The sequence below is a fragment of the Plectonema cf. radiosum LEGE 06105 genome (assembly GCF_015207665.1).
Taxonomy (GTDB): Bacteria; Cyanobacteriota; Cyanobacteriia; order Cyanobacteriales; family Nostocaceae; genus Rivularia; species Rivularia radiosa_A.
Genome location: NZ_JADEWL010000178.1, coordinates 1 through 12215, shown reverse-complemented (window position 1 = coordinate 12215; position 12215 = coordinate 1). Strand labels below are relative to the sequence as shown.

General features: G+C 37.7%; 12 protein-coding genes and 1 tRNA gene. 5 read left to right on the top strand and 8 right to left on the bottom strand.

What is annotated here, in order from left to right:
• Nucleotides 1-8: 8 nt before the first annotated feature.
• The 3 genes from grpE to IQ247_RS28685 form a co-directional block, all read right to left on the bottom strand.
• Entirely contained in the window at nt 9-662 is a 654-nt protein-coding gene (grpE, locus tag IQ247_RS28695; RefSeq protein ID WP_193925192.1) for a helix-turn-helix domain-containing protein, read from the bottom strand.
• A 144-nt stretch (nt 663-806) separates the two neighbouring features.
• On the bottom strand, nt 807-1577 hold the full coding sequence (locus tag IQ247_RS28690; protein WP_193925191.1) for an SDR family oxidoreductase: 771 nt from the start codon (nt 1575-1577) through the stop codon (nt 807-809).
• Between the two features lie 479 nt (nt 1578-2056).
• Nucleotides 2057-2869, bottom strand: coding sequence for a DUF8623 domain-containing protein (locus tag IQ247_RS28685; RefSeq protein WP_193925190.1), 813 nt, complete (start codon nt 2867-2869; stop codon nt 2057-2059).
• A gap of 165 nt (nt 2870-3034) precedes the next feature.
• On the opposite strand from IQ247_RS28685, the gene murG reads away from it, so the two are divergent.
• On the top strand, nt 3035-4108 hold the full coding sequence (gene murG, locus IQ247_RS28680; RefSeq protein WP_193925189.1) for an undecaprenyldiphospho-muramoylpentapeptide beta-N-acetylglucosaminyltransferase: 1074 nt from the start codon (nt 3035-3037) through the stop codon (nt 4106-4108).
• A gap of 187 nt (nt 4109-4295) precedes the next feature.
• Nucleotides 4296-4526 (top strand): DUF6737 family protein, encoded by a 231-nt coding sequence (locus IQ247_RS28675; RefSeq protein ID WP_193925188.1) that lies wholly within the window; start codon nt 4296-4298, stop codon nt 4524-4526.
• A 31-nt stretch (nt 4527-4557) separates the two neighbouring features.
• Here the strand turns inward: IQ247_RS28675 and IQ247_RS28670 are convergent, their stop codons facing one another.
• On the bottom strand, nt 4558-5622 hold the full coding sequence (locus tag IQ247_RS28670) for a hemolysin family protein (protein ID WP_228060129.1): 1065 nt from the start codon (nt 5620-5622) through the stop codon (nt 4558-4560).
• Nucleotides 5623-5781: 159 nt separating this feature from the next.
• Complete coding sequence (locus IQ247_RS28665) at nt 5782-6372, bottom strand: thioredoxin family protein (RefSeq protein ID WP_193925186.1); 591 nt, start codon at nt 6370-6372, stop codon at nt 5782-5784.
• A gap of 169 nt (nt 6373-6541) precedes the next feature.
• Here IQ247_RS28665 and IQ247_RS28660 point away from each other — a divergent pair, with 169 nt between their 5' ends.
• The gene (locus IQ247_RS28660; RefSeq protein WP_193925184.1) at nt 6542-6946 is read left to right on the top strand and encodes an NIL domain-containing protein; all 405 of its coding nucleotides are present in this window, start codon (nt 6542-6544) and stop codon (nt 6944-6946) included.
• A gap of 365 nt (nt 6947-7311) precedes the next feature.
• Entirely contained in the window at nt 7312-8352 is a 1041-nt protein-coding gene (locus IQ247_RS28655; protein ID WP_193925182.1) for a CHAD domain-containing protein, read from the top strand.
• A 142-nt stretch (nt 8353-8494) separates the two neighbouring features.
• On the opposite strand, the gene IQ247_RS28650 is transcribed toward IQ247_RS28655, so the two are convergent.
• Nucleotides 8495-8567: transfer RNA gene (locus IQ247_RS28650), tRNA-His, on the bottom strand.
• A gap of 121 nt (nt 8568-8688) precedes the next feature.
• Between IQ247_RS28650 and IQ247_RS28645 the strand changes: the two genes are divergently transcribed.
• Nucleotides 8689-9069, top strand: coding sequence for a DUF4359 domain-containing protein (locus tag IQ247_RS28645; protein ID WP_193925180.1), 381 nt, complete (start codon nt 8689-8691; stop codon nt 9067-9069).
• Between the two features lie 59 nt (nt 9070-9128).
• Here IQ247_RS28645 and IQ247_RS28640 read toward each other — a convergent pair whose 3' ends face one another.
• Both IQ247_RS28640 and murJ read right to left on the bottom strand, forming a co-directional pair.
• Nucleotides 9129-10067, bottom strand: a complete 939-nt coding sequence (locus IQ247_RS28640) for a 1-aminocyclopropane-1-carboxylate deaminase/D-cysteine desulfhydrase (protein ID WP_193925178.1) — start codon at nt 10065-10067, stop codon at nt 9129-9131.
• 295 nt (nt 10068-10362) lie between these two features.
• Nucleotides 10363-11988 carry a murein biosynthesis integral membrane protein MurJ gene (gene murJ, locus IQ247_RS28635; RefSeq protein ID WP_193925176.1) on the bottom strand — a complete coding sequence of 542 codons (1626 nt, stop codon included), beginning with the start codon at nt 11986-11988 and terminating at the stop codon, nt 10363-10365.
• Between the last annotated feature and the right edge of the window lie 227 nt (nt 11989-12215).

Genomic DNA, 12215 nt, shown 5'->3' with positions numbered 1-12215 from the left:
CATTCCTTCTAAACCGGACTTACCTTTGCTCGATACAATAACTTATCTCCTTGACGGTAGCCAGTATAACGTACCTTGACTTTTTGGGTTGGTTGTGCATTCCCTTCCATTAACTGGTGGATTTCGGGTTCATAAGGTAGTTCTGCACCTACCGTAGCAACAGCTTCGATTCCCCATTCTTGCAAAAGTCTGGTAATTGGTTTTTCGATCAAGGGAATTATATTAACTGCTGGTAGCTGTCGATTTTCTCTAGCTTTTTGTGCTGCTGTGGGAAATTGAATTAACAATGATTCAAGAATTTGTAAACTCGATTCTTGAAATTGAGTAAATAATAATTCTTTTTGATTTTCTAATTGTTTTTCTAAGCGTTCGTATTCTTTTTTTAAATCTGTTATTTGTTGTGAAGATTGCTGTGTTGATACTTCTTGTTTAACTACATCTGTCTGATAATTTTTATGGGAAAAAATAATTATTAATTCATTGAAATTTATTTGTAATGCTTGCGATATTTTTACCAAAATTTCTAAACGCATTTGCTGGATTTTACCTTGACGCAAACATTGTATTTGATATTTAGAAACTCCAGCAGCTTCACTCAATTTTTTAAAGCTATAAATTTCTTTCTGCTGCATCAATTCCAATAATTTATTACTAAAATCCATTTGATTTTAAATTATTAATAGGTAATAGGTAATAAAAAAAGGTTAGATAACTAAGTACTAAAGATATAACCTTTGACCTTTGACCTTAAACCTTTAACCCGACTTCTCATGATATTACCTATTAAAAACTTTACTTCCCTTTAACTAAACCTTCCGATTCACCATTGTTGCACTGGCTTGGTCAACTGGTACTAACAAAATTTCGCTGAGGTTAACATGAGCAGGACGGGTAACACAAAATAATATTACATCAGCGATATCATCTGGGGTAAGGGGGGTTAATCCTTGATATACTTTTTGAGCGCGATCGCCATCTCCATGAAAACGCACTTGGCTAAATTCAGTTTCGACTAAACCAGGATCAACCGAACTTACACGAATGGGAGTTCCCAACAAATCTTGCTTCAAACCTTCAGAAATTGCCCTAACAGCGGCTTTCGTAGCACAATAGACATTACCACCGGGATAAGTTTGATGTCCAGCAATCGAACCAATATTAATTATATGACCACGATTGCGATCGACCATTCCCGGAACTACACAACGGGTAAGATAAAGCAAACCTTTGACATTGGTATCAATCATTTCTTCCCAATCTTGGAAGTTACCTTCGTGGAGCTTGTCTAAACCGCGACTAAGACCAGCATTATTGATGAGAATATCGATATTCGTCCATTGAACAGGTAAGTTAGATATCGCAGATTCTACAGCATTGCGATCGCGAACATCGAGTTCCAATAAATGAAAATCTTCCGATGCTAATTGCAAAGTTTCCACAAGTTGCTGTAAACGTTCCAACCGTCGCGCAGCTAAAATTAACTTTGCACCAGCATCGGCAAAATATTTGACGCAAGATGCACCAATACCGCTACTTGCACCAGTTATTAATACAATTTGATTTTGAATTGAAGCCATAAAAGGAGTTAGGAGTTAAGAGTTAGGAGTTAAGAGTTAGGAGTTAAGAGTTAGGAGTTAAGAGTTAAGAGTTAAGAGTTAAGAGTTAGGAGTTTTGAGTTTTGAGTTGGGAGTTTTGAGTTTTGAGTTTTGAGTTAAAAATAGCGGACAGTTATAAAGCCTACCTGTATGAGCTACACAAATTTTAGCCCAGGTCGTCGGGCTTTGTTCTTATAGCCCTAGACGAATAGTCTGAGGGCTATTAATTTGACTAACAAAACAAATAATATTTTATAACTCCTCACTCCCAACTCCTAACTCCTCACTCCCAACTCCTAACTCCTAACTCCTAACTCCCAACTCCCAACTCCCAACTCCTAACTCCTAACTCCTAACTCCCAACTCCCAACTCCCAACTCCTAACTCCTAACTCCCAACTCCCAACTCCCAACTCCTAACTCCCAACTCCCAACTCCTAACTCCTAACTCCTAACTCCTAACTATCTTCCCACTACTGGTACACGCTGAGTAATCATAGTCATACCGTTTCCTCGTACCAATACAGCAGAAATCCATTGATTACCGGGAGTCTTTGGTGCGCGTCCAACTTTAAATATTCCGCCAGCGGTAAGCAATTCCAAGTCTACAGGTGTAGGTTTGAGATATTTTCCTGGTTCAACAGCTTCATCTAGAGCCGTACCCAAGAGAAAATCATCACCTAGAGGTTCATTGACAATTGCATCAAAATAATAGTTCTCCCCGACTTTTAACTGTTCAGGTAAATTAATATCTACCTTGGGAGGATTGACACCGGAAGTAAGTTGAGTGCGTTCTGATAAAATATCTTGGCGGATAATTTTACCATTAACGATACGCTGACGCGATTTAATAGTGGCATTCATGCCTAACTTATTATTGTTCGCAGCAGGTAAACCAACTATATTTGTGACTGTATCGGCAATGATACTATTACCTTGGGTACTCCAAGATTGCAGTTTGGTAGTATATTTCAAGCTGGGATAGCGCTTCCACAAAGAAGTTAAAGCTTGTTCCATGCTCGAACGGTTTAATCCGTCTCCATGAACAAAACTAGGACTGTAAAAATTCATTACACCCTTGACATCAGCGCGGTTTGCGGATGCATCAATTTGTGTTAAGAGATTTTTGACTTGGGGAGGTGCATTTTCTGGTACATTGGCTTGAGCGGATTTCCAACCAGTAGATAAACCAACGGTGAGGATAAATAAAATTACCCAACGGCTACCAGTAACTCTTGATTTTCGTGCGGGTATTAAGGTATTAAAGTTAGACATTAGTGATTGTGTTGTAGGTAATTTAACTACTATACTGATTCGCTAGTTTGATGTATGACTCATGCCATAACTCGCCTTTACAGGTGAAATTCCGGATGAGCTGACAAAAAACCAGGAAATTGATTTATTAAATTTTAAGCTAGGCGCTAACAGGGTAAAGGGTTAATGGCTCACACTCCTATACGATTACTTATAGCAGCCAGCGGAACTGGCGGACATTTATTTCCGGCGATCGCACTTGCGGAACAATTGCCAGATTATCAAATTGAATGGCTGGGTGTTCCTAACAGGTTAGAAACAACTCTGGTTCCCAAACAGTATAAATTGAATACCATTGAAGTTGAAGGGTTCCAAAAAGGTTTTGGGATTTCTTCATTACTCACCTTGAGTAAACTGTGTGGTTCAATTTTACAAGTTAGAAAAATTCTCCAGCAAGGCAAGTTTGACGGAGTTTTTACAACCGGAGGCTATATTTCTGGCCCTGCGGTGATTGCAGCTCGTTCTTTGGGTTTACCCGTAATTCTTCATGAATCTAACGCAATACCCGGTAAAGTGACTCGTTTTTTTGGTCTTTGGTGTAATGCGGTAGCGGTTGGGTTTGAAGCTGCGGCAACATATTTGCCCAAAAACAAAACTATCTATACTAGTACTCCGGTACGTTCTACATTTTTAGAGCCAGGAATTGCAGCATCATTAGATTTAGCAATTCCTGAAGATGTACCTGTAATTGTAGTTTTCGGTGGTTCTCAAGGGGCAGTTTCAGTAAACAAATTAGTCCGTGAAAGCGCTCCAGCATGGTTTGATGTGGGTGCTTATGTAGTGCATTTAACGGGAGATAATGACCCGGAAGCGGATAATTTAAAACATTCCCAATATATTTCGATGCCATTTTACAATAATATGGCAGCGCTGTTACAAAGAGCTAATTTAGCTATTAGTCGCTCTGGTGCTGGGAGTGTCACAGAATTAGCTGTATGTGGTACTCCAGCGATTCTGATTCCTTATCCTTATGCAGCAGAAGACCATCAAACCTACAACGCTCAAGTATATACAACAGCGGGAGCGGGAATATTATTTCAACAGAAAGAATTAACCACACAGAAGTTGCAAAATCAAGTATTGGAATTATTGCAATCTCCTGAAAAATTGCAGCAAATGAGCGCAAAAGCGAAAACGGTTGCAGTTCCCGAAAGTGCTGAGAAATTAGCACAATTAGTAAGAGAAGTTGTGGAAAGGTAGAGGATAGAGATTAAATTTAATAGAAAATTATTTATAGGGTAAGATGATAGCTTGCCCTATATTTTTATAATTTTTTATAATATAAGTTTGTAGTAACAACTTTAATTCTGATTCAGTTTATGATTAGCATTAAAATGCTTATTACAAGCAACTAACTGATAAATCTCAATTAAAACATTGAATCAAAATGACTTCAAACAAACCTATCAACGTATGGCAATATAAACCTTGGTGGTGTCAACCTTGGTCTATATTACTCACAGGAGCAACGTTAATTACGGTCAGCTGGTTATTATTTCACAAAGTTTGGTTAACTATTTTAGTCTCTATTCCTTTATTAACTTGGATGAGTTTTTTTCTATTAATATATCCTCGAATATTTATCAAAAGTGTAACGAATGAAATGAATAAAGATTAACTGTCAACCATCAACCAACTCCCAACTCAATTTATTGTTTATTTTCTAACGAACGATAAGCAAAACGCATCGATTGCAACATACGTTCTCGCTTTTTACGAGCGATTGCTTGCAAATCGATGGTTTTATCGGTTTCATCAACAATTTCACCAGTTATTACTTCCAATACATCTTCTAAAGTAATTACACCAGAAACATTACCGTATTCATCTACTACTACCGCTAAATGTTCCCGTGCTTCTAAGAAGTTTCTCAGCAATCGATCCGCACGAATTGTTTCCGGTACAAACTTGACTTTTCGTGTCAAAGTTGCAATTTTTTGAGTATTCCTTCCTTCAACCATTGCTGTCAGCAAATTCTGTTTTAAAGCAACACCAATTACTTCATCAATTGTCTCGTTAATCACAATTATTCGTGTATGCTGTGAAGCGATAATATCAGTTTTAACTTCAGCAAGAGTCAAATTACCGCGTAAATATGTCAGAATTGTTCGGGGTGTCATTAAGTCTGCTGCTGTCAGTTCATTTAACTGAAACACCCGTTGAATCATCTGCGCTTCATCCGGTTCAATTATTCCTTCTTGGTGAGCAATATCCGCTAACAACATAATTTCTGCTTTATTAGTTGTTGGTTGCTTTTTACCTCTAGTAAAAGGTGCCGTAATATTTTCTAGCACCCAAACTAAAGGTGTAAATATAAAAGTTAATGCAGCGATAGGAATAGCTACCAGTAATGCAATTGGCTCTGCAAAACGTTCGCCAATAGTTTTGGGGACAATTTCTGCAAAAATGATAATTAGGAATGTCAACACTCCAGAAAATACCCCTAACCAAGTATCTCCTAATACTGTTCTAGCAATATTACCTGTAATAATACTACCAACAATATTAAAAATATTATTCATGATTACAATAGTCGCGATCGGTCGATTCATGTTTTCGCGAATCGCCAATAGTGCTATTGCTGAAGGATTTTTAGACTGTGCTAACTGTCTAACTTTCAGCGTCGAAACTGAGAATAAAGCCGCTTCCATTCCAGAGCAGAGGGCTGAACCTGAAATTACAAAAATAACAACGATTAGGAGCTGTAACATCATATTTCCCAGCTATGGGAAGAATAGTTGAGGTTAATGTGTGTTAAACGAAGAACTACAAGCGATGTTGTAGCTAATACAACCTCACCTATCTTAAACCCACGCAAGCAAGATATGCTGATCAAAAAAATACGTGTCAGTATATAATAATTGACAAGCATTTCAATTCACCACCTGACTACCGTGACTGCGTGGGTCTTCATTACTACCCGTTGTGGCTTCGGTTGTAGAAAATTGCGAAACTCGACCATTAGCTTGAATATAAGGTAAAGGAGAACCCGCAATCAAGGCTTCTAGGTTACTTCCCATTATTGTACGGGGTTGGTCGCCTATAGTTTCTGCTTGAATTTGGGCATTTTTATCTAAAAACACAAAATGCGGAATCCCATCTACTCGATATTGCAGCATTTCTGGTAGCCACTTACTGTTATCCACATTCAGCATCACAAAATTTATTTTATCGGCATATTCTATTTCCAGTGTGGCAATATCCGGTGCCATCTTTTGGCAGACAGTACACCAATTAGCGTAAAATTCTATTAAAGTTGGTTTTCCATTGCTCATCGCAACTTCCAAGGGTGTGGAATTTTCATCTAACTCACTTAAAGAAACCGAGCTATTTTCGCTTTGCAGTCCTAAAAACAAAGCTACTGACAAAACTACAGCTACCATTACAATCAAAAAATTTCGGAGTCGCACTCCAAAACTCGATTCTGGCTTCGACTGGGAATCTAAGGACGAATCCTTACTCATAATCAAGGTTTATAAAAACTTAACAAATCATTTCATCCACCAGTTTAACGCTCTACTTCCATTTATTAGACTTGTTTCAAAAATAAAAACATTAGACGGGAATAGGGAAGAAGGAGAATTTCGGTAAAAGTTTAATCTAAAATCTAAAATCTAAAATCTAAAATCTAAAATGAAAAAACGAGTTACCATTACCTTTCCCAAGCGTACAGTTCAAATGCCTGTTACCTACCGACTGGCTAAGGATTTTAATGTTGCTGCCAATATTATCCGCGCTGCTGTTGCTCCCAATCAAATTGGTAAACTGGTTGTCGAATTATCTGGAGATATTGACCAATTGGATGCAGCGATAGAATGGATGCGAAACCAGAGTATCACTGTTTCCCATAGTTTAGGAGAAATTGTCATTGATGAAGAAGCCTGCGTTCATTGCGGATTGTGTACTGGAGTTTGTCCGACACAAGCACTTACTCTTAATCCCCAAAGCTTTAAGCTCAACTTTACTCGCTCTCGCTGTATTGTTTGCGAACAGTGTATTCCTACTTGTCCAGTGAATGCGATTTCCACCAATTTATAATTGATAATTAGGTCGGTGTTGAAGTATTAAAAAATACTCAGTCAGCTTTCTGGTTGGGAGCATCCCAACTTTTTTAAAAACCAAACAAAAGCTTTTGTTAAACCTCTCAATCCCTTTGCGTTTAATTTGCCTTTAAAAGCAAAATCATACATTTAACATACTCAGGATAAAAATAGAATTTAAATACATCACTAAATAAAAGTTTAATCTCAATAATTTAATTATTTCATCAAAAATACTCTAAAATAATCTTTCTTAAGACTGATATTAAATAAAAAAATATCAAGGCTGCTAGATATACTCAAAACCGATGCTAGGATTCAATAATCCTCCAAGGTCACACTAGTATTATCGTTTGAATTGTTATGACATTAGCGACAAAATCTACAGTACAAACTTTAGCCGACTACACTTACAGTGCGGTTGAAAAACACTTTAAGAAAACTTGGAAATGGGAGAAATCCGTAAAAAATGACCAAGATATCGAAGCTTTACACCAAATGCGAGTCGGTATGCGTCGTTTACGTACTACTGTAACTAGCTTTAATTCTATCGTCAAGTTTCCTAAATCAGCGAACGACAAAAACATTGGTAAAATTGCTCGCTGTCTTGGTTCCTTAAGAGATTTGGATGTATTAAAAGAAACTTTCAAAACTACATATCAACCACAATTACCCAAAAAAGAAAAGGTAATTTTAGATGATGTTATTGACACATTGGATAAACAACGTGCAGATGCAGTAATCGATGTCAAGACATTATTTAAAAGCGAGCGTTACAAATCTTTGAAAACGGCATTAAAAGAATGGTTGGAGAAGCCAAGTTATCAACCATTAGCGAATTTAACACTTGAACAAGCTTTACCGGATTTACTTCTACCGCAAGTTAGTTGCTTTTTTCTACATCCGGGTTGGTTAATTGGAACTGAAGTAGAAGACAATAGAGTTGTTGTTTCTAGAGATTTTGATGAGAAAAAAGTAGATAAAGAATTGTTAACAAAAGGAGAAGACCTACACGATTTACGTAAATCTGGGAAAAAGCTGCGCTATCAGATGGAATTGTTTACCGATTTATATGGTCAAGAATACGCAAATCATCTCGAACAAGTCAAAAATATTCAAGAAGTTTTAGGTTCTATGCAAGATAGCGCTGTTTTAGATGAGTGGTTACAAGATGTGTTGGAATCAAAAATTAGTAAGGAGCTTCCCACTCTAGCAAGTTTACTCACCAAAAATCGTTACGATTTATGGCAACAATGGCAATCTTTACAGGAAGAATATCTCAAACTTGAGACAAGACTTGAGTTTCACTTAATAATTCTTAACCCTGATGTGAAACGGGCATGGGGAGATAGGGAAGCAAGAGGACAAACTGAAGAAAAAATTTTGATAGATAATAATAGATAATAATAGATTGGCTCTACATCATCTGATAGTTATCGGGGTGGGTTTCCATCCCGGTTCACCATTAATGAAATAAAAGTAATTACAACCCGCTCCTAGTCATGGAACGGGGTTTTTAACTATTGTTGATTTAACTTGCAAAAAGGGCGACCGATGGGGTTCGAACCCACGAATGGAGGTACCACAAACCTCTGCCTTAACCACTTGGCTACGATCGCCATGTTTATGTTCTTAAATAATATAACAAATTTAGAATGAATTGATCAAGCATTTTTTTGGAACGGACTCAGATAATCTAGAGTCTAATAATCAAATAGTTAATTATTATATCAGGAGAGAATGAAAATTGTAAGTATTGTTACATATGCCGGAGTCGCTGCACTAATCGCATTAGGTGTAGTAATGGCAAGTACAAATCCATCACGAACCGAGTATGAAGAATACGCGGCTCAGCGGTTAAATGAGTATATAAAAGAAGAAGGCTGTAGTAAAACTCCGAAGCTATTAGATAATTTAATCAAATTCAACTGTGCAAATTTGATCGATTCATTGAATCCACAAATTAAGCAGATAATTAATGCATCTACCCAACAACGTGATTATTTACTATTTAGCATTTACGAGACAGATTTACAAATAAACTCTCTTATACCTTCATATAAATTTGAGACTGTAGGGGCTTTGGATAATTTCTTTACTTATAAAGCGGAAAAAGAATAATTGTAAATGCTTGTTAATTTGTAGATTTGGAATGCAAAATCCACATGAGACGTAAAATTTTACGTCTCTACATTATTTAATCGCAATAGTTCTCCAAACCGTTGATTAAACCCAGCAATTCCCTGCAAACCACCCGTGTGAATTACCACAATCGTACTACCATCTTCAAATCTACCTTTTTTGATTTCATCCCATACCCCATAAAATAGTTTTCCAGTATAAATAGGGTCAATTTGGATACGAAATTTTTCGTAAAAATCGTTAATAAAATTTATTAATTGATGATTCCATTTTGTATAACCACCAAAATGTTCATCGCTGATTAACTGCCAATTATCGTACTTTTTTCCCACAGATTCCCATATCAAACGATTAATTTCATCCTTAAGAAAATCACCCTTGAGTGCCGGGAAAACTTTTAAAACAGACATTCGGGCTAAACCCGTGACTAAACCCGCAGCAGTACCACCAGTACCGCAACTCACACAAAAATAATCTGGTAATTTGCCGTCTAGTTGTTCCCTTACCTCTGTAACTATTTCGGCACAACCTTTAACCGCTAAAGCATTGCTTCCACCTTCGGGTATTACATAACATTGTCCTAGTTCTAGTTGTAACCTTGTTGCTAATTCTGCTTTCTCTGCTCGGTATGTTTGTCTATCAACAGATATCAACTGCATCCCCTGTTGTTGAGCTAAAGATAAAGTTGGATTTAACGGCTTGATTAATTCTCCTCGAATCACACCAAAGGTTTCAAAACCAAACATTTTACCAGCTGCTGCCGTTGCTGCAATATGATTGGAATAAGCACCACCAAAAGTGAGTAAGCGTGTTTGTTGTTGCTCTTGTGCTGCTTGCAGATTGTATTTTAATTTCCGCCATTTATTACCAGAAATCTGTGGATGAATTAAATCATCCCGTTTGATAAATAAACGTATTCCGTGCTTTGCTAATAGTTCATCTTGAATAAATTGTAATGGGCTTGGTTGATTGAGCATGATTTTATAAACAGCATTTATTGCAGCACCTTAAAGTTTAAAAAACCTATCTAAAAAAACGAGCAACTTCAAAAAAATCTATCTTAAAAAAAACAAACAACTTCAAAAAAAGCCAGCAAGATGGAACAAAAGCGAGCAAGATGCATGTCCTTGCGGACACGCTGAGCCGCACGCTTTCGCGTGAACGCTAACCCACTACCTAACTCCGGTGGTACTAACTCCTAACTCATAACTCCTCACTCCTAACTCCTAATAACTCCTAACTCCGGTGGTACTAACTCCTCACTCCTCACTCCTAACTCTTAAAAATCTTCTGTCGCAAACGACTAACAAAAAGATTCACTTCCGGTAACTTCATCATCGAAGCAACAACCCCGAAAATTGCTAATCCCACAAAACCAGATATTGATAATTGTAAAAGCTCAATTAACAAATTTCCCGAACTGAAAAACTGTTCCATAGCTTGAGAAGTTGCATAACTAGCGACACCAGCTAACATACTACCTGCGGCTAAACCTAATATTGGTAAACCCCATTCCACAAGAGGTAAACCATTTAATTTACTGTTAAGTAGGAATAACAACATTAATATTGAACTGCAATTAACCCCTACTGTTGCTAATACTAAACCCGGTGCGCCTAAATCAAAAACTCTAATAAATAGAAAGTCTAATAAAGCATTGAGAAAAATGTTGATCATACTGATGCGAAATGGTGTGTCTCCATCACCCAAAGCGTAAAATACTCGCACCAAAACATCACGTCCTAAATAGACAAACATTCCGATACCATTAACAACTAATAAAGAAGCAACCAAAGCTGAATTTTCGGCATTAAAAGCACCGCGTTGATAGACTATCTTAACAATTGGATTTGCTAAAGCCACCATTAAAGCACCCAAAGGTAGCATTGTAAAAGCTGAAAGCAACAATCCTTGACGGATGCGTAATTTTAAATCTCCCCAATTTTGTGGATCTGCAAGTCGAGCAAACATCGGTAATAAGGGAACCAGAATTACTCCAGAAATAATTCCCAAAGGAGTTTGTACTAATAATCCAGCGTTGGCTAAAGCAGGTGCAACCTCAGTACTAATAAATGAAGCGAAAAATAAATCGGTGTAAAGGTTAATTTGCAGCATCCCAGAAGAAAAAGTTGCAGGCCCCATAATTTTCAGGATTTCCTTTACTCCCGGTTGATTAAAATCGAATCTCAAGCGAATTCTACCCATACCGGCTTTGGTTTGCGCTGCTAACTGCACAAACCACTGCAAAAGCGCTCCCGCTAAAGTTCCCCCTGCTAAGACAGTTCCCCCCAACATTGCGTATTCTGGGGTACTAATTTTGCTACCAACTTGTAGATAAAGAATACCCACAGCAATAACAACCGCAACACTGGAAAACAAAGGACTAATTGAAGGTAGCCAAAACACATTAGCAGCATTCAGAACCCCGAAACCAATACCAATTAAACCTGCTAAAACCGCCATGGGAGCCATTACTCGCAATTGACGAATCGCAATTTCTCGAACTAGTTCCTTTCCCGGCTCCTGTAATCCAGGTGCAAAAATATCAATACATAGAGGTGCAGCTAATACCAAAACAATTGAGACAGCAATCAGTATTCCACCAATCAGCGTCATAATCGTTTCTACCAAAGGAGCTGCCTCTTCCTTTTCACGTTTAGCTAAAACACTAACCACTGCACTGTAAAAAGGACCATTAATACCACCGAGTAATATCAGTAAAAACCCAGGTATTGTATAAGCGTATTGAAAACCTGCAAAAGCAGGACCCAAGCCAAAAGCGGCAGACATAACCAACTGCCGCACCAAACCAAATACTTTGCTAATTAAAGTGGCAACGGCGACAATACCAGCAATACCAGCAAACGAACGAGACGGTTTATCCTGTTGTTTCGTCACAAATAGTACCCGAAAACTCTCCAAGGTCAGATATCTGAAAATATTTAACCTGAATTTGGGTTATATGTCAGGTAAATTTTGACAAATAAACTTAAAGGTTAAAGGTGAGGAGGGAGGAGTTAGTACCACCGGAGTGAGGAGTGAGGAGTTAGGAGTGAGGAGTGAGGAGTTAGTACCACCGGAGTTAGTACCACCGGAGTGAGGAGTTAGGAGTTAGGAGGTAGGAG

Excerpts from the sequence above, each read along its gene's own strand:
- grpE (WP_193925192.1), bottom strand. The coding sequence starts at position 662 with ATGGATTTTAGTAATAAATTATTGGAATTGATGCAGCAGAAAGAAATT.
- IQ247_RS28690 (WP_193925191.1), bottom strand. The coding sequence starts at position 1,577 with ATGGCTTCAATTCAAAATCAAATTGTATTAATAACTGGTGCAAGTAGC.
- IQ247_RS28685 (WP_193925190.1), bottom strand. The coding sequence starts at position 2,869 with ATGTCTAACTTTAATACCTTAATACCCGCACGAAAATCAAGAGTTACT.
- murG (WP_193925189.1), top strand. The coding sequence starts at position 3,035 with ATGGCTCACACTCCTATACGATTACTTATAGCAGCCAGCGGAACTGGC.
- IQ247_RS28675 (WP_193925188.1), top strand. The coding sequence starts at position 4,296 with ATGACTTCAAACAAACCTATCAACGTATGGCAATATAAACCTTGGTGG.
- IQ247_RS28670 (WP_228060129.1), bottom strand. The coding sequence starts at position 5,622 with ATGATGTTACAGCTCCTAATCGTTGTTATTTTTGTAATTTCAGGTTCA.
- IQ247_RS28665 (WP_193925186.1), bottom strand. The coding sequence starts at position 6,372 with ATGAGTAAGGATTCGTCCTTAGATTCCCAGTCGAAGCCAGAATCGAGT.
- IQ247_RS28660 (WP_193925184.1), top strand. The coding sequence starts at position 6,542 with ATGAAAAAACGAGTTACCATTACCTTTCCCAAGCGTACAGTTCAAATG.
- IQ247_RS28655 (WP_193925182.1), top strand. The coding sequence starts at position 7,312 with ATGACATTAGCGACAAAATCTACAGTACAAACTTTAGCCGACTACACT.
- IQ247_RS28645 (WP_193925180.1), top strand. The coding sequence starts at position 8,689 with ATGAAAATTGTAAGTATTGTTACATATGCCGGAGTCGCTGCACTAATC.
- IQ247_RS28640 (WP_193925178.1), bottom strand. The coding sequence starts at position 10,067 with ATGCTCAATCAACCAAGCCCATTACAATTTATTCAAGATGAACTATTA.